This window comes from Burkholderia sp. Se-20378 (assembly GCF_017104665.1).
Taxonomy (GTDB): Bacteria; Pseudomonadota; Gammaproteobacteria; order Burkholderiales; family Burkholderiaceae; genus Burkholderia; species Burkholderia lata.
Genome location: NZ_JAAGPG010000001.1, coordinates 116,540 through 135,972 on the forward strand (window position 1 = coordinate 116,540; position 19,433 = coordinate 135,972).

Annotated in this window: 15 protein-coding genes; 7 read left to right on the top strand and 8 right to left on the bottom strand. The window is 65.3% G+C overall.

The features are described from left to right. Positions 1-7: 7 nt before the first annotated feature. From G3N93_RS00490 to G3N93_RS00505, 4 genes are all read right to left on the bottom strand, one after another. Complete coding sequence (locus G3N93_RS00490) at positions 8-1,207, bottom strand: acetyl-CoA acetyltransferase (RefSeq protein WP_174938030.1); 1,200 nt, start codon at positions 1,205-1,207, stop codon at positions 8-10. Between the two features lie 30 nt (positions 1,208-1,237). Beyond that, a complete protein-coding gene (locus G3N93_RS00495) occupies positions 1,238-2,413 on the bottom strand; it encodes a thiolase family protein (protein ID WP_174983463.1) in 1,176 nt (391 codons plus the stop codon). 16 nt (positions 2,414-2,429) lie between these two features. Next, positions 2,430-4,001 carry a class I adenylate-forming enzyme family protein gene (locus tag G3N93_RS00500; protein ID WP_206132030.1) on the bottom strand — a complete coding sequence of 524 codons (1,572 nt, stop codon included), beginning with the start codon at positions 3,999-4,001 and terminating at the stop codon, positions 2,430-2,432. A 77-nt stretch (positions 4,002-4,078) separates the two neighbouring features. Further along, on the bottom strand, positions 4,079-4,978 hold the full coding sequence (locus G3N93_RS00505) for an enoyl-CoA hydratase/isomerase family protein (protein ID WP_254603176.1): 900 nt from the start codon (positions 4,976-4,978) through the stop codon (positions 4,079-4,081). Between the two features lie 176 nt (positions 4,979-5,154). On the opposite strand from G3N93_RS00505, the gene G3N93_RS00510 reads away from it, so the two are divergent. The 3 genes from G3N93_RS00510 to G3N93_RS00520 all read left to right on the top strand — a co-directional run bounded on the left by G3N93_RS00510 (position 5,155) and on the right by G3N93_RS00520 (position 11,221). Beyond that, the gene (locus tag G3N93_RS00510) at positions 5,155-7,848 is read left to right on the top strand and encodes a LuxR C-terminal-related transcriptional regulator (RefSeq protein ID WP_206132031.1); all 2,694 of its coding nucleotides are present in this window, start codon (positions 5,155-5,157) and stop codon (positions 7,846-7,848) included. Between the two features lie 114 nt (positions 7,849-7,962). Next, positions 7,963-10,209 (top strand): acyl-CoA dehydrogenase, encoded by a 2,247-nt coding sequence (locus G3N93_RS00515; protein ID WP_206132032.1) that lies wholly within the window; start codon positions 7,963-7,965, stop codon positions 10,207-10,209. Between the two features lie 58 nt (positions 10,210-10,267). Then, positions 10,268-11,221 (top strand): hydroxymethylglutaryl-CoA lyase, encoded by a 954-nt coding sequence (locus tag G3N93_RS00520; protein WP_206132033.1) that lies wholly within the window; start codon positions 10,268-10,270, stop codon positions 11,219-11,221. A 129-nt stretch (positions 11,222-11,350) separates the two neighbouring features. On the opposite strand, the gene G3N93_RS00525 is transcribed toward G3N93_RS00520, so the two are convergent. Then, complete coding sequence (locus tag G3N93_RS00525) at positions 11,351-12,487, bottom strand: TIGR03364 family FAD-dependent oxidoreductase (RefSeq protein ID WP_374196390.1); 1,137 nt, start codon at positions 12,485-12,487, stop codon at positions 11,351-11,353. A 654-nt stretch (positions 12,488-13,141) separates the two neighbouring features. Between G3N93_RS00525 and G3N93_RS00530 the strand changes: the two genes are divergently transcribed. After that, a complete protein-coding gene (locus tag G3N93_RS00530) occupies positions 13,142-14,311 on the top strand; it encodes a porin (RefSeq protein ID WP_206132035.1) in 1,170 nt (389 codons plus the stop codon). A gap of 163 nt (positions 14,312-14,474) precedes the next feature. On the opposite strand, the gene G3N93_RS00535 is transcribed toward G3N93_RS00530, so the two are convergent. Then, positions 14,475-15,047 (bottom strand): hypothetical protein, encoded by a 573-nt coding sequence (locus G3N93_RS00535; RefSeq protein WP_206132036.1) that lies wholly within the window; start codon positions 15,045-15,047, stop codon positions 14,475-14,477. Between G3N93_RS00535 and G3N93_RS00540 the strand changes: the two genes are divergently transcribed. Further along, positions 15,013-15,429 carry a hypothetical protein gene (locus G3N93_RS00540; protein WP_206132049.1) on the top strand — a complete coding sequence of 139 codons (417 nt, stop codon included), beginning with the start codon at positions 15,013-15,015 and terminating at the stop codon, positions 15,427-15,429. The genes G3N93_RS00535 and G3N93_RS00540 overlap by 35 nt on opposite strands. Positions 15,430-15,601: 172 nt before the next feature. On the opposite strand, the gene G3N93_RS00545 is transcribed toward G3N93_RS00540, so the two are convergent. Together G3N93_RS00545 and G3N93_RS00550 are read right to left on the bottom strand one after the other, a co-directional pair. Next, entirely contained in the window at positions 15,602-16,483 is an 882-nt protein-coding gene (locus tag G3N93_RS00545; RefSeq protein ID WP_206132037.1) for an endo alpha-1,4 polygalactosaminidase, read from the bottom strand. A 537-nt stretch (positions 16,484-17,020) separates the two neighbouring features. Then, a complete protein-coding gene (locus G3N93_RS00550; protein WP_174937973.1) occupies positions 17,021-17,269 on the bottom strand; it encodes a hypothetical protein in 249 nt (82 codons plus the stop codon). A gap of 61 nt (positions 17,270-17,330) precedes the next feature. Here G3N93_RS00550 and G3N93_RS00555 point away from each other — a divergent pair, with 61 nt between their 5' ends. Together G3N93_RS00555 and G3N93_RS00560 are read left to right on the top strand one after the other, a co-directional pair. After that, on the top strand, positions 17,331-18,209 hold the full coding sequence (locus tag G3N93_RS00555) for a hypothetical protein (protein WP_307873374.1): 879 nt from the start codon (positions 17,331-17,333) through the stop codon (positions 18,207-18,209). A 55-nt stretch (positions 18,210-18,264) separates the two neighbouring features. Next, positions 18,265-19,266, top strand: a complete 1,002-nt coding sequence (locus G3N93_RS00560) for a fatty acid desaturase (RefSeq protein WP_206132039.1) — start codon at positions 18,265-18,267, stop codon at positions 19,264-19,266. Positions 19,267-19,433 lie beyond the last annotated feature (167 nt).

The window sequence follows — 19,433 nt, forward strand, 5'->3', positions numbered from 1 at the left end:
GATCTCCCTACTTGTCCTTCGAAAGCAGCATCAACGGGGTCCAGCCGGTCCCGCCGAATCCCGTCGCCAGGCCGACCCGCGGATCGTTCGGCACCTGGTGCGCGCCAGCGTCGCCGCGCAGCTGCAACGCCAGTTCGCCGTAGCGGATCAGCGTGGACGGCACCCCCGGGTTCGTGCACGTGACGCCGCCCGACGGGTTGATCGGCAAGGTGCCGCCGATCTCGGTCGCACCGCTCTGGACCATCCGCCATGCCTGGTTCGGCTCGCACAGGCCCATCGTCTCCATCCAGACCAGTTCGGCCCAGGTGCACGGCTCGTACATCTCGATCACGTCGAGCTGCTTCGCCGGCTCGGTGATCCCGTTGCGCTTGTAAAGCACCTCGCAGGCCTTGGCGAGACTCGGCAACACGCAGCGCTCCTTCGGTGCGATGAAGTCCTGCAGCGCGGCCCAGTGCTGCGCCGAGTGAATCGTCACCATGTCCTGGACCCAGACCGGCTTGTCGGTGATCTTCATCGCGACCTCCTCGCTCGCGAAGATCAGCGCCGCCGACCCTTCGGTGATCGGACACATGTGCAGGTGACGCATCGGCGACGTCAGCATCGGCGAGCGCAGCACGTCGTCGACCGTCAGCGGATCCCGCAGGTGCGCGTACGGATTCTTCATCGCGTTGTTGGCGGCCTTGACCCGCGCGATCGCCACTGCTTCTTCCGTGCATCCGGACAGGTCCACGTACGAACTCGCCATCAGCGCGAACGCGCCCACCGCACCGACGGCGCACCACTTCTCGGTCAGCGTGTGCAGGCCGGAATTGATGGCCGCCTGCAGGAACGGGCCGCGCGGCATCACCGTGGACGGCGGCCCGACGAACTTCGCCGTGGCCGACACGAGCGCGACGTCGCATGCGCCGGCGGCCACGTGATGCACCGCCGACAATGCGGCCGATCCGCCGACCGTTCCGCCGGTTTCGATCTTGACCACCGGCTTGCGGTAGTGCCCGACCCAGTCGGCCAGCTCCATTTCCGATTCGGCGGTACCCGACACCCAGTCGATGTCGGCCAGCACGACCTCCTCGACGTCCTTCATCGTGATCTGCGCATCGGCCAGCGCGCGACGGACGGCCTGATTCGCCAGTTCGACCTTCGTGAACGGGCTGCGCGCCGTCATTTCCGTCTGCCCGAAGCCGACGATTGCCACTCTGCGATTCATTGTTTCCTCCCTGTTGCTACCGTTCGGACGTCACGGGGTCGTGCCCAGGACCATCACCTGCTGGAATTGCCCGGCCGGGCCCGAAGCCAGTTGCGCGAGACCGGTGCGCGCCTTGTCGACCTGTCGGTCGCCGGCCTCGCCTCGCAGTTGCAGGAAAATCTCGGCGATCCGGCCCATCCCGATCGTCGTGTGTGAACAGCCGGCCAGTGCGCCGCCCGACAGATTCACCGGTTGCCGGCCGTTACTGCGACTCGCGCCGGAATCGAGCCAGCGGATGCCGTCGCCGGCCTCGCACAGTCCGAGCCCTTCGTAGGTCATCAGCTCCTGGTACGAAAACTCGTCCGTCAGCTCGATCAGGTCGATTTCGCTGCGCGGATCCGCGATACCGGCCATGCGATAAGCCTTTTCGGATGCCATTTTTAGTACTTCGCATTCCGAAAGATCACGGTCACCCAAAAAGTAGCCGTCGCAGCAGTTGGCAGCGCCCTTGATCCAGACCGGCTTGTCGGTCAACTGCTTCGCACGCTGCTCGCTCGCGAGCAGCATCACGATCGCGCTGTCGCCGAACGGGCGCGTCTGCAACGCGGTGATCGGATCGGCGAGCCGCCTCGACGCGAGCACATCGGCGGTCGAGTAATGACCCGACCGGAGCGCCAGCGGGTGGTGGATCGCGTTGCCCAGGTTCTTCACCGAGATCGCGGCGAAGTGCTCGGGCGTCAGGCCGTAGCGGTGCGCGTACCGGTTCGCCTGCAGCGCTGCCGCCTGCACGTTGTCCAGACCGAGCGGCCGCATGAAGAACGGGTCGAACACCTTGTTCTCGATCGCGTTGCCGGCGCCGGCGGCAGTCGAATCCTGACCGACCGCGACGACCAGCACGGTGTCGAATTCGCCGGACGCGATCTGCCACATCGCCTCCAGCACGCCGACCGCGCCGTCCTGATCCACCTTCTCGTCCGGCCGCAGGTTCGCGCCGGCGACGTCGACGACCAGCGAAGCCGAAAACGGCCGCGCGATTCGCGAATGCTCGTGACAGATGAGACTCGCGTCGATCCCGCCTTTCTCGTAGGCGGGCGTGAAGCGCAACCCGGTTTCCTGCAGAACCGGACGGATCGCCTGGTACGCCAGTTCCTCCGGCGAGTAGGCGCGCTTCTCGCTGTAGTTGAATTGCGCCATCGACACGATGGCGACGCGGTTTGACAGATTCATCGACTGGACTCCACGCTCAGTTGACCTTTCGTTCATGCGCGCTCCAATACTTCTCGCGCACGCTGCGACGCAGCACCTTCCCGATCACGGTCAGCGGCAGCGACGCGACGATCGCAATCGTCTTCGGGGCCTTGTAGCCGAGCCGCTCCCGACAAAAAGCCACGATCTCGTCCGCGCCGACCGTTCTTCCCTCCTTCAGCACCACTTCCGCATGCACGGACTCGCCCCACTGCTCGTGCGGAACGCCGATGGCGACCGACATCAGCACGTCCGGGTGCGCGTTCAGCACCGATTCGACTTCGATCGCATAGACGTTGAAGCCGCCGCTGATGATCATGTCCTTCTTGCGATCGACGATGTAGAGGTAGCGGTTCTCGTCGATATAGCCGAGATCGCCCGATTTCCAGAAGCCGTCCTGGAACTCGGCGGCGGTCTGCTCCGGGTTCTTGTAGTAACCCTGGATGACGCCCGGCCCGCGGATCCACAGCTCGCCGGTCGTGCCTGCCGGCACCTCGTGCCCGCTTTCGTCCACGACGATGATTTCCGTCTCGGGCAGCGCGATCCCCGTCGAGTTGAGCCGTTTCAGCTCCGCCTCGGATTCGCACAGGTGATCGGCCTTGCTGAGGATCGCCACCGGTGCCAGCGCTTCGCTGCTTCCGTAGGCCTGGATGAAGATGTTGCCGAACTTTTGCTGCAGCAAGGCCAGCTTCGCCGGGCTCATCGGCGCGGCCGAATAGAGGATCGTATGCAGCGTCGACAGGTCGTACTCCGCATGCAGGTCGAATTCGAGAAAGCGGTACAGGATCGTCGGAACGAGGTGCGACGACGTGATCCGCTCGGTCTCGATGTTCGCGCAAAACTTCTTGAGATCCGCCGTGTTCATCGTCACATGACAGCCGCCCTTGAACGCGAGCGTCAACGCATACGCCGCCGATCCGTGGCTGAGCGGTGTAATGCTCAGATGGCGCGCATCGCCGCCGAACATGTCGTCCGGCATCGCGTAGAAATAGCGGTGGAGAGCCAGCCAGTTCCGCATGCTGTACATGCAGCACTTCCCGCGGCCGGTCGTGCCGCCCGTGAAGCGGTACAGGATCGGCTCGTCGAGATCGATCTCGATATGCGGTTCGTCGTCTGGCACGCCGTCGAGCAGATCCCAGAAGCAGGCGACGCCGTCCAGCGGTGCATCGAGCGGGTCCATGCACACGATGCGGATGCCGCGCTCACGCAACGGCCCGTGATACCGGGGCAGCAAGGCGTTCTCGATGAAGACGACCTTCGGCTCGATCCAGTCGATCTGCCAGACATGTTCGTCGAACGTGTCGCGGAAGTTACACCAGCCGGCCCTGACATCCGACTTCGCGAGCGTGCCGAACGTCAGCAGGCTCATGTTGTCGTTGTCGAGAATCGTCAGGTAGAAATCGCCGGTCGCCAGACCGAGGCGCGACTTGATCATCGTCGCGATCCGGTTCGTCAGGCGGTGCAGCTCCATATGCGTGTATCGCCGATCGCGCTCGACGTTGACGAGCGCCTCCCGCTTTGCGAATCGAGCCGCCGCGTCGAGCGACCATCTCGAGAAATCGACTTTCATCCGTGTCTCCATCGTTTTTCGATCTTTGCCGGGCACCACGACTGCGTGCGCCCGTTGCTACCCATGCGTTGCTACCGTTACCGGCCAGTGAACCGCGGTTTGCGCCGTTCGCAATAGGCCGCGATGCCCTCGCGGAAATCGTGCGAACGCGTGTGCTGCTGGCACGTCAGCAGCTCGTCGCGCAGTGCCGCCGCGATCGGCAGGTCGACCGACCGGCCGGCGACCTCCTTCATGCGCCGCAGCACGAGACTGCTTTTCTCTGCCATGCGCGCGGCGAGCGACATTGCCGTGTCGATCAACGCGTGATCCGCCACCACGTCGTTCAGCAGCCCCCAGTCGAGCAGCATGCGCGCATCGACCAGGTCGCCCGTGAACAGCAGCTGCTTCGCTCGCGCCAGCCCGATCCGTCGCGGCAGCTCAACGGCGCCGCCGCCACCTGGGAACACGCAATAGTTGGCATGCCCATCGCCGATCTTCGCACTTTCCGCCGCAATCATCATGTCGCAGCACATCGCCAGCTCGAGCCCGCCCGCGACCGTCAGCCCGTTCAGCGCGGCGATCACCGGCTTCGGCATCGTACGTAGCAACGTGAGCACCGACAGTGTCCGATCGGCAAAGTCCGGCTCGCCCGCCACCGGTTCGACCGCGCCGAGCAGCGCCTTCAGGTCGGCACCCGCGCAGAATGCTCGCCCCGCCCCCGTCAGGATCAGTACGCGCAAGCGGTCGTCATCCCGAACCCGGCCGAGTGCGTCGCCGAGCTCGTTCAACATCGCCGCATTCACCGCGTTCAGTTCGTCGGGCCGGTTCAACGTGATCCGCGCAATCTCCCCTTGAGCCTCCCAGGCGAGCGTTTCGTATTGCATGTCATCTCCTCCTCCCCGTGGGCGACTGCCCCGGCGAACGATTTGGTATTCGATTGAATGCATCATGCGGCGCCGATTCCGGCGTCGCACCACCCTTGCGGAGTGGCGGTGCACCCTTTCGCTCTGATGCGAACAATCCCCGGTGGCGCGATACCGAGGAACGTGCGAGCATTTCGGGCCGTTGCGGAGTGACGCTTACCGCTCCGGTGGCACACGGCGCGTGCGCGCCCGGTGTGCGATCCGGCAAGCCGATATGCTCCATTGTTCGCCAGCCGGAAGGAGAATCCACCTTGGCGCTCGATCGCCTGCTCATCCCCACGAAGTTCGCCCCACCCCGCATCAGCCCCCAGGCGACTCCGCGTTCCGCCCTGCTCGCCCGCCTGCGCGATGCGCAAGAGAGCCGCCTCGTGCTCGTCTGCGGCAACGCCGGGTTCGGCAAGACGACCTTGCTCGCTCAATGGCGACAGGAACTCCTGCGCCAGGGCGAGCACGTCGCATGGCTGTCGCTGTCCGCCGACGAACAGCGGCTGCCGCAGTTCCGCACCTATTTGATTGGCGCGCTGCAGCAAATCGGCCTCGTCGTCGAGGACGGCACGACGCTGCCGACCGAGGCGCAGGCCGATCTCCCCGTCGCCGGCCTCGTCGCGAACATCATCGAGGCAGTCTGCCAGTACGGCCGGAACGTCCATCTGTTCATCGACGACTATCACCACGTCGAGGACGCGTCGATCCACACCCTGCTGCAAAGCCTGCTGGACCATGGCCCGGAATCGTTCCACCTGGCGATCGCGTCGCGCACCGCGCCGCCGCTGTCGATCAGCCGGATGAGGTTGACGGGCGAGCTGACCGAAATCGCGCTGCCCGAACTCCCGTTCACGTTCGAGGAAACGCAGGATTTCGTCGCCAAGTCTCTCGGCGACGTGTCGGTCGACGACGCCCGCCTGATACACGACATCGCGGACGGCTGGCCCGTGTGCGTGCAGATGATCTGCATCCGGCTCAAGCGCAGCCCGGCGAACCGCGCGGTTCTCGCGCAGACGTTGTATCGGCGTGCCGACCTGCAGCGCTATCTGTCCGAGGACGTCGTTCGCCACCTCGCGCCCGCCGTCGTCGAATTCATCGAGCAGGTGGCCGTGTGCCGGCGCTTCAACGCCGATCTCGCGCGCCACGTGACCGGCAACCCGGACGCGGCCGCGATGCTGGAGCGCATCGAACGCGACAACCTCTTCGTCTTGCCGATCGATGTCGACAGTCCGACGCCGTGGTATCGCTTTCATCCGCTGTTCGCCAGTTTCCTGCAGGATCGCTTGCGCGAACGCGACCCGCAACGTGAACGCGATCTCCATCTTCGCGCCAGCCACTGGTTCGGCGCACAGGGCCTGACGATCGAGGCATTGCGTCATGCGTACTACGCCGACGACTTCGAAACGGCCGCACGGCTGATCGAAAGCGCGGACGCGCCCGTGCGCAGCATGAGCTTCATCCGGACCCTGCAGCGCTGGATGGACCAGCTTCCCGCGGACAAGCTCCTTGCCCATCCGACGGTCCTGATGCTCGGCTGCTGGGCGCTCGTCGCCGCGTGCCGATGGCGCGACGCGCAGCGCTGGCTCGAACGGATCGACGCCGCACCCGGGCCGCTGCCGGGCGATTGCGCGACGCACGTCCGGTACCTGCGCGCCAGCATCGCATTGCAGCGCGACGACTCCGAAACCGCGATGACACTGCTCGCGACGACCGACTTCGACGCGCTCGACAACCGGTTCCTGCGACAGGTCCATCTCGCGGATCTCAGCTTTGCGTATTGCGCCGCCGGCCGTTACGACGACGCGCGCGCGCTGCACGATCGCATCGCGCGGCTGCCGCGCGCCGAGATCCTCGACGACCTCGCGCTGGTCGCCGAATCGACCCTTCTGCTCGGCCACCTGCTGGAAGGCAACCAGCAGGACGCGATTCGTGTCGGCAGTGCGCTGCTCGCGCGAGCGGAACGCGAACATGGCCGACGTTCGGTATCGGCGGTCAATTGCGCGGCCTTTCTCGCCGATGCCTGCTACGAGACCGGTGCGATCGACGATGCGCAAGCGACGCTCGCCAATCGCCTCGATCTGCTGCGCTTCTCGTCGCCGGAACCGATGATCCGGTCGATGATCGTGCACGGCCGGCTCGTCGCCGCGCGCGTCGGGCTCGAGCAGGCCTTGAGCGATCTCGACAGCGACAAGGCGCACTGCATCGAACTCGCGCTGGACCGGCCGCTCGCGCACCTGATCGCGGAGCAGGCGCGCCTCCTGCTCACGACCAACCATATCGATCGCGCGATTGAATTGCAGGCCGAGCTCGATCGCATCGCAGTCCGCTATCGCGACGCCGCGGGCATGCTGGCCGAAATCGATGCGATCGCCGCGCATGCCGCGACGCGGCTCGCGATCGCCGTCGACGACTACTCGGCCGCGCTTACGCTCGTCGAGCGGATGCGCGAATACGGTATCCGCTATGTGCGCCGCAAATATGTCGCGGTCGCCGACGTACTGAAGGCGGTCGCGCTCTCGTTCGCCGGGCGTGACACGGAAGCCACGCAAAGCCTCGCGAGCGGTCTTGCGATCGCGCGACGATTCGGCCTGGTTCGGTCGATCGTCGACGAGGGCGCGAAGGTGCGCGCCTTCATCACGTCGATGCAATCGTCCGCCGCGCTCGCCGCCGACCGCGATACGCTGGCCGTCATCCTGGACGCCGGTGGCCGTGCGTCCGGCGTCGATCCGTCCGACCGCGCCACATCGCGGCAAGTGCCGCCGGAGGACGCGCTCAAGCCACGCGAGCTGGAGATCCTCACGCTCATCGGCGAATCGATGCCGAACAAGCAGATCGCGTTGACGCTCAACATCACGCTCGATACCGTGAAATGGAACCTGAAGAACATTTTCGCGAAACTCGACGTGTCGAGCCGCTACGAAGCGGTGACGACCGCGCGCAAGCGCGGGTTGATTCAATGAATCTCCAGGCCGGCGTGACGACATCCACCCGAAAGGAGGGGTGAGCCGCAGGGGCGCCATCCGGACACTATGTCTCTTGCGTCGGCAAATCACGATAAACGCAGGAGACAGCGCATGAACAACCTGGACACTTCCCTTCCCGCAGCCGGTACGGCCTCGGTCGACGAAACCGAGCGCGCGATGCTCCGCTCGAGCGTACGCCGCCAGATCGACCGCCTGTGCCCGCCCGACAAGGCGTTGTCGATCGCCGCCGAGCCGGCCGCGCGCGCCGCGCTGTGGCAGGCATTCGTCTCGCAGGGTCTGGCGGAGCTGGGCGATGCCGAGAGCGGCACCGGCCTGCACGAAGCGGCAATCGTCGCCGAGGAAGCCGGCCGCGCCGCGTGTCCCGTTCCGTTCATCGATATCGCGCTCGCGAATTTCGCGCTCGGTCCGTTGCGCGACCGGTTGCCGGATGCGGACGACCTGTTGTCGGCCACCCACGCCGGAACGGTCGTTTCGTGCGTGGCCGTGGATCGAAGCGCGACCCGCCTGCGCATTGAAAACGGCGCACTCTCGGGCGAAGCCGAATTCGTCGAGGGCGCCCGCGATGCGACCCATCTCGTCGCGATCGCCGAACCCGGGCCGGTGCTCGCGATCGTGCCGCTTGGCGCGGCCGGCGTTCGCGTGACGGAAACGCCGGGACTCGCGCGGCCGCCGCTTGCCGCGATCGGCATCGACAAGGTCCCCGCGCTTTCCATCCCGATCACGACGCAACAGGCCGACGACCTCGCGCTCATCGCGGGACTCATGCTGGTCGCCCGTTCGCTCGGCGCGGCACGGCGCGGCTTCGAGCTCGCGCTCGACCATGCGAAGGAGCGCCGTCAGTTCGGCCAACCCATCGGCCGCTTCCAGGCGTTGCAGCACAAGCTCGCGAACGGTCTCATCGCACTCGAGGCGACACGGCTGTTGCTTTACCACGCGGCCGATTCGTTCGACCGTCACGAAGCCGACTGGCGGTTGCACGTCGCATCGACCCAGGCGTTCGCGAATCCGGCACTGCGACAGGTGGCGTACGAGACCCAGCACGTGCTCGGCGCGATCGGCTTTTCCGAGGAACACGAGGCGCCGCGTCATTTCCGGCGCGTGCACGCGGACCTGTCCCGCTTCGGCGGTGCGACGCACGCGCGGCAAGCGCTCGCGCACCATCTGCTCGACGGCGGCAAAGGATTGCCCGAGCACGACCTCGGCCCGGCAGGCAATGCATTCCGAGACGAGGTGCGAACCTGGCTCGCGGAACACTGGGCGCCCGACCAGCACGAGGACTGTCGCACGGACGAATGGGGATTCGACCGTGCATTCACCGCGCTGCTCGGCCGGTTCGGCTGGAACAGCCTGAGCTGGCCGGTCGAACACGGCGGGCAGGCGCGCACGCCGCTCGAGCAGCTTGCATTCATGGAAACGCTGCAGTTGGCCGGCGCGCCGATGGGCGGCCGCGGCGACATTCAGGCGCACGCGCTGATCCGCTTCGGAACGCCGGAACAGCGACGTGAATTCCTGCCGAAGCTGGCCAGCGGCGACGTGACGTTCTGTCTCGGCTATAGCGAACCGGGCGCCGGGTCCGATCTGGCGTCGCTGCGCACGACTGCCGTTCGCGACGGCGACGAGTGGGTCATCAACGGTCGCAAGATCTGGACGACGGCGGCCGAGCTGGCCGACTACATGTGGCTGGCGGCTCGCACCGACCCGAACGCCACGCCGCCACATGCCGGCATCAGCATCTTCATCGTCCCGATGAATGCGCCCGGTCTGTCGATCCGCCCGTCCGACGCGATGTACGGCTATACGTTCTGCGAGGAAACCTTCGACGACGTCAGGATTCCGGCCAGTGCACTGGTCGGCAACGTCAACGAAGGCTGGAAGGTCATCACGTCGGCGCTGGCGACCGAGCGCATCACGATGGGCAGCTTCATCGCGCATGCGCGCGCCGAATTCGAGCATCTGGTCAGTTGCCTGCGCGAAGGCAACGCGTCCCGTCATGCAGACGCAGCCGTCCGCGCGCGGCTCGGCACACTCGCGGCCGACGTCGAAGCCGGCAGGCACCTGTTCATGCAGAGCCTGCGAGCGGTGGCGGCCGGCGGCAGCGGCCTGCACGAGGCCGCGATCACGAAAGCCTATACCGGCGAATTGCTGGAGCGCCTCGCCGAAGCCGCACTCGACCTGCTCGGCCCCGGCGCCGGTCTGGCCAAGGGCGCGGCCGGTGCGATCGGCGCGGGCCGGTTCGAGCAATTGCTGTATGCGGCGATCCCGATCGTCGTCGGCGGCGGCACTGCCGAGATTCAGCGCAACGTGATCGCGCAACGCGGCCTGGGACTGCCGCGCTGACACGCGCGGCGTCTCCGTCCCGTTCGCCATTCGAGCCATTTCAATGAGGAGTTCGCTCATGCAGACAGCCCCGCACACGACCCTGCCGCGCGCGGTGACGATCGTCGAGGTCGGGCCGCGCGACGGGCTGCAGGCCGAGGCGATCGAGGTCCCGACGGCAACCAAGATCGAACTCGTCGACCGGCTGGCGCGCGCGGGCTTGCGCAGAATCGAGGCCGCATCGTTCGTGTCGCCGAAATGGGTGCCCCAGATGGCCGACGGCGCCGCCGTCATGGCAGGCATCGCACGACATGCCGGCACGCGCTACGCCGCGCTGACACCGAACATGCGTGGCCTCGAAGCCGCGCTGGCGAGCCGTGCGGACGAGGTCGTCATCTTCGGGTCGGCAAGCGAGGCGTTCTCCGAACGCAACATCAATTGCTCGATCGCCGAATCGATTGCGCGCTTCGAACCGGTCGCGCGGGCGGCAAAGGATGCGGGCGTCCGGCTGAGGGGCAGCATCTCGTGCGCGTTCGGTTGCCCGTACGACGGGCCGGTTCCTGCGCACGCGGTTGTCGACATGGTGCGGCGATATCGCGATCTCGGCTGCGACGAGATCGATCTCGCCGACACGATTGGCGTCGGCACCGCAGCGGCCGTCCGGCAGATCGTCGACGCCGCATCCCGCGCGTTTCCGGTCGATCGTCTCGCCGGGCATTTTCACGATACCTACGGCCAGGCGCTGGCGAACATCTTCGCGTCGCTGCAGGCCGGGCTGGCGATCTTTCATTCGTCCGTCGCCGGTCTCGGCGGATGCCCGTATGCGAAAGGTGCAACGGGCAACGTCGCCACCGAGGATCTGCTGTACCTGCTCGAGGGGCTCGGCATCGAAACCGGTGTCGATCTGACTGCGGTGGTCGAGACCGGGGAGTTCATCTGCCGCTCGATGGGTCGTCCAAACGGTTCGCGCGCGGGCCGTGCATTGGCAGCGCGTAACATCGATCTTGCGGAGCGTGCCGTCTTCCGACCATGAATCGTCGGGGTGGCATGCGCATTCGATGGACGGAGACCTGCCGTCCTTCGCATTGCGGCGATCAGATCTCGTTGCCGCCCATTGTCCTCCCGAGTCCTTTCGATGCGCCGAGCTCTTGCCAGGCCCGGCTCACCACCCGGCAAACACATCCTGCGCAATCCCGAAGCCCGTGCTCATCCCGGCGCCGCTCGTCACGACGACGACGCGCGTGCCGTCATCCGGCGCCTCGATCACGCAGTCGGCGCCAGCTGCCGACGGATAGCTGCCGGTCCAGCGTTCGACGATGTCCAGTTCCGGCATATCGAGCGTCTCGTGCAGCAGACGCAGGATCTGCGCATCGATCTCCTGCGTTGCAAACGGCAGCGGTGCGGCGCCGTATTCATGCGAATCGCCCACCACGAGACTACCGTCGGCGCTCTGCACCGCGATCAGGTGGATGCCGTAACCGAGGCACACGGGCTCCTCCGCCTTCAGACGCGTACGCAATGCGTCGGCGGCGGGCAGCGCCGCGAAACCCGAGTAACGCAACAGGCTCAGGTCGCCCATCACCGCGGCGTGCAGCGCCAGCGGGCGGCGCGGCCGCACGCGCAGCATCTGCAACTGGCACAGCCGCACCTCGTGCCGCGCAAACCAGTCGCCATACAGGTGACGGCTGTCCGCATTGCCGCAGACGATCACGCGCTCCGCGTGCAACACGCCGCGCGACGTACGCACGGTCGGCGTGCGCACCTCGTGCACCATCTCGCCGTAGCGAAACCGTACGCCGAAGCGTTCCGCCAGCCAGGACGCCAGCAACCCGATGGCGGTACGCGGCTCGATCCGCAGCTCGTGCGGGCTGTGCAGCACGCCTTGCGCGCCGTCCAGGCGCAACTCCGGCGCCACGGCCGCCGCTTCGCCGGGCGTCAAGACCCGGCAGCCGTCGGCCATGCCGGTCTGCATGAAGGCATCGATCAGGTGCATCGCCTCGGGGCGACGCGCAATCAGGTGCAGGCCCTGGTGCAGCACGTCGATGCCGGCTTGCGGCGCGACGTCCGCCCAGACCTCGCGGCTCGCCCGCGCACGCCGCCAGCTATGTTCGGCGTGCTGCCCGGTGATGGTGACGAAGCCGAAATTGCGGATCGATGCGCCCACGCATGCGGCATCGCGTTCGATCACGCAAACGCGCAGCCCCTTGAGTGCCGCCGTATAGGCGTGGGCGAGGCCGACGATGCCGCCGCCGCCGACGATCACGTCATAAGAATCTGCCGCTGCGATGGCGTTCACGATTGCACGTTCCTTCTGTCGAGATGACACGCGCCGCCGCCTTCGGCGGCGGGCGTATCGGTTGCTGCTAGTTGCGTCCCATGGGCGTATTCCCGGGTGCGAGGTGAACGGGCCCGTTCACTCGCGGGACTGGCGCCCGATTCCGCACTATCGCGACGCGAGATGACATCCGGATGAAAAACCTCAAAAAAGCATGAATTGCCATATTTTGCCATCTAATGACATGGCGGAAGTTCACGTCGAACCGTCGGTCCGATGCACGCGCGCAGGCTGCAATCACGTTGATCCATTCCACCGCCGGTATATGGATGACCGACCGAAAAGCAGTAACTGTATTGCTCGAACACGATTCGCTCGACCATCGGAACAGCAATCCACGCGACGTGCCCCTCTGCCTTGCCACGCATCCGCAACGGATCTCCATCGCCCGTAACGCGACGTGGCAATTTCAGCCAATTCATGCTCTTTTGTGGTTTTTCATTGGCATGTCACCGAGGGCCGCAACACTGCCGTGTCTCCGGAAGCCGCGTCGTCGGGCATCCGGTCGACGGACACAACGAAGGGTCGACCGAATCGCCGCGAGCGCTCCGATCGACCGTTCAATCGATTCACAGTCCTTAATTAATCAAGCACCGCTTTCGCATGAAAAATTCAACGATGAAGAAGTTCGCACTGTCCGCTCTCTCGCTGTCGCTGCTGGGTGTCGCCGGCGTGGCGCACGCACAGTCGAACGTCGCGCTGTACGGCGTGATCGACACGTCGATCACGTACGTTCACGGCAACAGCGGCACGGGCAACAATCTGTGGCAGATGGACAGCGGCAACCTGTCGGGCAGCCGCTGGGGCATGAAGGGCAGCGAGGATCTCGGCGGTGGCCTGAAGACCGTGTTCCAGCTCGAAAGCGGGTTCAATTCGGGCACGGGCCGCCTCGGCCAGGGCGGCCGCATGTTCGGTCGCCAGGCGTTCGTCGGCCTGCAGAGCAGCCAGTACGGTACCGTCACGCTGGGCCGCCAGTACGACCCGATCGTCGACCTGGTTCAGGGCGTCACCGGCGACAACTATTTCGGCGGCATCTTCGCGACGCCGGGCGACGTCGACAACAACGACAACAGCCTGCGCGTGAGCAACACGGTCAAGTACACGTCGCCGGTGCTGTCCGGCCTGCAGGTCGAGGCGATGTACGGCTTCGGCGGCGTCGCCGGCTCGACGGGCTCGGGCCTGACGTACGCAATCGCAGCCGCGTACAACAACGGCCCGCTGGGCATCGCCGGCGGCTACTTCTACACCAACAACGTGAACGGCGCCGCACGCGCCACGGGCTGGAGCGGTTCATCCGACGCGATCTTCGACGGCCCGATCAACAGCGGCTACCTGAGCGCGAAGAGCATCGGCATCGCGCAGGTCGCGGGGCAGTATGCGATCGGCCCGGTCACGCTGGGCGTCGGCTACAGCAACGCGCAGTACCGCCGCGACGGCGATTCGCTCGCCGGCTTCGCCAATACGCAGAAGTACAACACCGGTCGCGCATTCGTCACGTACCAGGCATCGGCGCCGCTGCTGCTCGGCGTCGGCTATGCGTACACGAAGGCGAGCGGCAACGTCGACGCGAAGTATCACCAGGTGTCGGTGGGCGCCGACTATTCGCTGTCGAAGCGCACCGACCTCTACCTGATCGGCGCGTACCAGCATGCGAGCGGCCAGCAGCAGGTCGTGAATGCGAGCGGGCAACTGATCACGCAGGATGCGCAGGCATCGATCGGTTCGTACGGCTACGCCGGCACGAAGTCGCAGGAAATCGTCGCGCTGGGGCTGCGTCACAAGTTCTGATCGAGACGCCGGACGGTCCTGGGTGCCGGCGTGCATCCGGGGCCGCCCGGCGGCCTCGCGCGCGACCTTGCTTCCCCTTGAGGCCGCACTTCGCATGGCTCTGCCCGGCGATCATTGTCGCCGTGGCTTCCTCGTCGACCTCGTCAGGGCAAATACACGCACGTCACGACGCAATGACCGACGGCAGGTCGCCCGCCAGCAATTGCTGCGGCACCTGGCTGAACGCGTAGCGCCCGGTACCCGGCTGCAGGTCGAACACCCAGACGATGTCGAAGCGCTCGCCCGGCCACTTCGACGGCACCGGTCCGTTCGACAACGGCAGATGGGCGGCGATCGCGGGGATGTCCTCGTGCTGCCAGCAGATCAGCACGACGCCCTGGCTGCGCTGCGCCGCCGTCGCGACGTCGGCCTCCTGCCCTTTCGTATAGGTCGTGTCGAGCTCGAGCGGTATGCGCTGGCTCAGCGGCGTGACCGTCTCGGTCGGCCGCCGGCTCTTTGCATGCGGCGCGACGGCCGCCGCGAACAACACGCCGGGCTTCGCGAGCGCCGCGCTCTGCAGCGGGCCCCGCGCCGGATCGAACAATGCAACCAGCGCGCCGGCGCGTTGCCAGCCGAGCGGAATCAGGCTCTCCTTGTCCTGCTCCCCGTTCGCGTTCACGCCGTACGGCTTGCCGTTGTCGTCCGGCTTTTCCGCGTGACGAATGATCATGATTTTTTTGGCAATGGGCGCAGTCACCGAGATCGTCTCCTTTCGTGGACAGGTTCACGCAGATGAAAAAGGCCACGCCGGTAGCGGCGTTGCGACCCGAGTCACTGTGATAGCAATGGATCGATGCGAACGCAAGCGAATTCCATGCACGAGCCCGCACCGTACGGAGCCGACATCCGTTGCAAGGGATTCGCAATCCATCGTCCCGCGGCGCACCGCGCGCTACCCGCGCGTCGTGATCGAGCGACTCGCGCGTCAGCCGGCTCCGCGCGATCCATTCGAGCACGTCGCGATGCCCGTGTCGTCATCACTGTCGAAGCGATCGCACCCGGCGAGACACGACACGATCCGGCAGCCGTCGTCCGACTGGCATGCCAGCCAATCCACCTTGACGCCAATCATCGAGTGAGTGCGAGCACGCGAAATAACCGCCGATTCGCCCAACAGAAATCAGCGTCGCGCGCGGCCCGTTCCGCGGCTATCCTGCGACGCTCGATCGCGATGCAGCTGTCAGGACCGCCGCGTGCGCGGCAAACCCGCACGCTTCGCCGTGAAGACGCCCGTCCTCCACGCCCCGCCGCTCACTCGAACCGGCACGCCGCGCGCGGCAGCGCCGAGAGCGTGTCGCTCGACAGTTTCAGAATGCCGTCGAAATTGGCCTGATTGTCCGCCGGGCAGAAATCCGCGAGCTTCATGCCGTCCGGACGCGTGTACTCGACATTGAACACGGCCTTGTTCAGCGCGATGAAGCTCGCGTAGTCGCCGCACTCGTGGAATCGGTTGCATTGTTCATTGAGCGCCCAGTCGGCCACTTTCGCCATCGCTGCCGCGATACCCGAGCCGTTCTTGAGGCCCATCGACATCCCGCGATCGTGCGCGGCGGCGATCAGCGCCGTGTTGTACCGCAGCTGATCGTCACGCGTCAGCGGAAAGCCCGTTTCCTGGCGATAGCTGTCGTCGAGGTCCGGCTCGATGCCGTCGCAGCCCTTCTTCTTAGCCTGGTCGAGGCGCGCCAGCATCAGCGGCATCAGGATCGCGGTCTGGCGAATGTCCAGCCAGCGTTCGTGATCCTCGTATCCTTCGACGGGGTTGCCGAGCACGCTGTCCGGAAACCTGGCGGCATCGCTGCGGTTGTCTTCCCGCCCGCCCACCTCCATGTAGCAGACGACATAAACGCCCTTCGCCTTCAGGCGCTGGATCGTGCCGGCATCGGTCTGCTCCATGTCGACGTCGAACATCTTGCGCGGGTTGCTCACGCCGTCCAGCACCTTCTCGTTGATCCGGTTGCCGTCGATCTGCCATTGCCAGCTCGTGCCGGGCACGAGCGGCTTCCACGCGGTGGCCTGCGCCGCACGTGCCGAGGCGGCCGCGAACGCGCTGCCGGGCACGGACGAATCCGAGTCGCCGCCGCACGCCGCCAGCAGCAGCATCAGCACGAATGAAGCGAACGATCTTGCGGACATGGCGAATCCTTTGCCTGTTGGCGGCTTATGAGGATGCGAGGGTGCGAGGAAGACGCGTGCAGCGGAATGCGGGCGATGTCGCTACCGATGCTGCAGTGGTACGGGAATGCGCGAGGTACGTGCGGATGGTAGGCGGGAACACCACGCGCATCTGTTCCGATTTGTCGATTTTTGTCGGCATCGCGGACGGCGGCAGGCCGTCAACCTCGCGATGATCAGGAGCAGTCGAAGCGCGTCGGCGGCCGGCAGAATCGGGAACTCTATATTTGCGTCATTAATTCATCAAAATGAAAAATAAAATAAATTTGACTCCAAAATCAAAACTGGAACCGATCTCATGAAAAACCGATTTTCAACAATTCGATCACTGGACTGAATTGTTCAATCCAGGACGACAATTCGAGGCGCCGCCTTCATTTCCTCAACGCCATTTCATGCAATGCGGGGCAACTAGCCCCAAGGCCCGCCACGCAAGCGACTCCCACCCATTCACCCCCTGACTTAATTATCAATTTCCACAACCATCATCCTCATCATTCAAATGAAATTAACAATAGTCATGTCGATTAAATTTGTTTGACAATCAAACGTAATGCTAATTAAAGTCGTCGCCGACGATGCGCAGGTCGCCACTCGACTGGCGCAGCCATCAACCAACACCAGGGCAAGCAACGCGATGAATTCAATTGGCAGCAACATGGCAGGCAGGAATAGCGTCAAGCCCAACGGCAGCGGCCACCGGCAATTGCGGGTACGTCGCGGAACGGTGTCGGACACATCGAGCATTTGCGCGCTGTTCGAACGGGAATATGGCGACTCGTCACACCCCTGTCTCGATGCGGGCTACGTGAGAAGCGCCGTCTCGAACAAGTCGGAACTGTGGTTTGTCGCCGAAGAGGAGACGCAAGCCGCGATCGGTTGCATGAGCGTCTGCTACAACGCGCAGAATCGCTCGTGGGAATACGGCCGCGCGATGATTTCCCGGCACCATCGTCACCTGGGCGTACTGTCGGCGCTGATGCAATCCGCGATCGACACGATGCCGGCCGCGGACCATGACCTGGCATTCGCGATTGCCCGCACCGATATCGCGCTGCGTGCGTTGCAGCGTCATGTCGATGGCGTCGTGGTCGGACACGACGGGTCGCCCGACAGCGCGCATGGCGTGCGTGAACATCACGTCATCGCGATCGAAAAATTCCGTGCGCCGCGCTTCCGGCATTGCCTGCCGCTCTCCCCGATATTCCGCGAGTCCGAGGTTCTGCGCAGCGCGATCTTCGAACCGCTTGGTCTGGCGGGTACGCCGGAACCCTACCCCGATACCTGTTTCTGGGGGCATGGGGACGATTACTCGGATGGCTTCACGTTTCGCGTCGACGAGCGGGCCGATGCGATTTATCTCTGCCAGCATGTCGGCGGCCCGTTCATGACCGAGCGCGATGTCGCGGCCGATCTGCTTCGTTTCCTGAAACGGCGCAGCACGACGACCTATGTCGGCGCGATCGTGCTCGCCGACAAGCTGACCCTGGTCAAGGCGATGCTCGAAGCCGGATTCCGCATCACGGCCTATTTGCCGGCGTGGCACTGGAGCCGCGGCGCGCGCTACGACTGCCTGCTGCTCGCCCGGCGGGATAACGGCTTCGCGAGCAAGAACGGACTCGACGAACACATCGACATGCTCGATGCCGCGTACCGCGAGATCGGCCAACGCATCCTGTCCGCCTGACCTCTGCGCCGGCAATATGCCGCGCCCCACTCCAATCACTCACTCGAGGTAGCACATGACCAAAGACGAATGGCGCTCGATCAAGGCGACATTGCCGAACGGGCCCACCGGAAACGTCACGCTCGCGCTGTGGCTCGCCGATATCGCATTGCTTGCCGCTGCGTGGCTGCTTTGGCTCGCCGGCGGGCTCGGACGTCTCGCGGCACTCGTCGTCGCCATGCTCGCGCTGATTCACCTCTATCTGATCATGCACGAGGCACTGCATAACGCCGCATCGCGTTCGCACGGTTGCAACGAGGCCATCGGGCATCTCTGCGGATGGATCATCGGGTTGCCGTACCTGCCGCGGCGCAAAACGCATCTGGGCCATCACGCGTGGACCGCGCACCCGTCACGGGATCCGGAGAACCGCAAGATGATCCAGAAGTTCTCCGTGATGACGGAACGCGGCGCGCGTACGCTCGAATTCATCTGGCGGCACTGGATCCCGATGATGGCGTTCAACCATTTCCTCAGCCACTGGATTACGCCGTTCCTGCAACGCGATACGCCTGCGAACCGCGCGAAATCGAACACCGAGATCGCATTCAGCGCGGTCTACCTGGCCGGCTATGCGGCGGTCGGCGCGCTCGCGTATCGCGCGGGCGTGCTCGGCAGCCTCATCGCGTTTTCGACGATCCTGTGGATCGTGTTGCTGATGGCCGTCGAACTGCTCAATCTTCCGCATCACGCCGAGATCCCGCTGCTGGCCGACGACGCGGCACGCCCGCCGCTCTGGGAGCAGGACGTGGTGTCGCACAGCTGCGCCAACGTTCCCCTCTGGTCACGCTGGGTGATCCTGAATTTCAATCTTCACGTCGCCCATCACGCGTATCCGTGGTTGCCGTGGTACGACCTGCCTCGCGCACAACGGCTTCTCGATGCCGTGTCGACCGTCGAGGCGCCGCGCCAGACCCACGAGTGGGCCTTCGCCGTGACCAAGCGACGCCGGCCGCTGCTCGAACTGATGGGGCATTTCTTCGACAAGCGTGGCGCGTCGTCCGGGGGCGGACGCTGACCCTCCGCCCCGACGATCCCGTCCGGCGAGTGTCGGCGGCCCGGCCGTCGACACTCGAGCGCACTATCCGGAGGGCTCACCGGTTGACCTCGATGATTTGAGCGGCAGTTGCCGCTCAACGGAGGCACTCGGCCATTTCACCGGTTGCCGGTCGCGGAAATCGGAGA

Coding starts and splice junctions, on each gene's coding strand:
- G3N93_RS00490 (WP_174938030.1), bottom strand. CDS start 1,207: ATGAATCGCAGAGTGGCAATCGTCGGCTTCGGGCAGACGGAAATGACG.
- G3N93_RS00495 (WP_174983463.1), bottom strand. CDS start 2,413: ATGAATCTGTCAAACCGCGTCGCCATCGTGTCGATGGCGCAATTCAAC.
- G3N93_RS00500 (WP_206132030.1), bottom strand. CDS start 4,001: ATGAAAGTCGATTTCTCGAGATGGTCGCTCGACGCGGCGGCTCGATTC.
- G3N93_RS00515 (WP_206132032.1), top strand. CDS start 7,963: ATGAACAACCTGGACACTTCCCTTCCCGCAGCCGGTACGGCCTCGGTC.
- G3N93_RS00520 (WP_206132033.1), top strand. CDS start 10,268: ATGCAGACAGCCCCGCACACGACCCTGCCGCGCGCGGTGACGATCGTC.
- G3N93_RS00530 (WP_206132035.1), top strand. CDS start 13,142: ATGAAGAAGTTCGCACTGTCCGCTCTCTCGCTGTCGCTGCTGGGTGTC.
- G3N93_RS00540 (WP_206132049.1), top strand. CDS start 15,013: ATGATCATGATTTTTTTGGCAATGGGCGCAGTCACCGAGATCGTCTCC.
- G3N93_RS00545 (WP_206132037.1), bottom strand. CDS start 16,483: ATGTCCGCAAGATCGTTCGCTTCATTCGTGCTGATGCTGCTGCTGGCG.
- G3N93_RS00550 (WP_174937973.1), bottom strand. CDS start 17,269: ATGCTCGATGTGTCCGACACCGTTCCGCGACGTACCCGCAATTGCCGG.
- G3N93_RS00560 (WP_206132039.1), top strand. CDS start 18,265: ATGACCAAAGACGAATGGCGCTCGATCAAGGCGACATTGCCGAACGGG.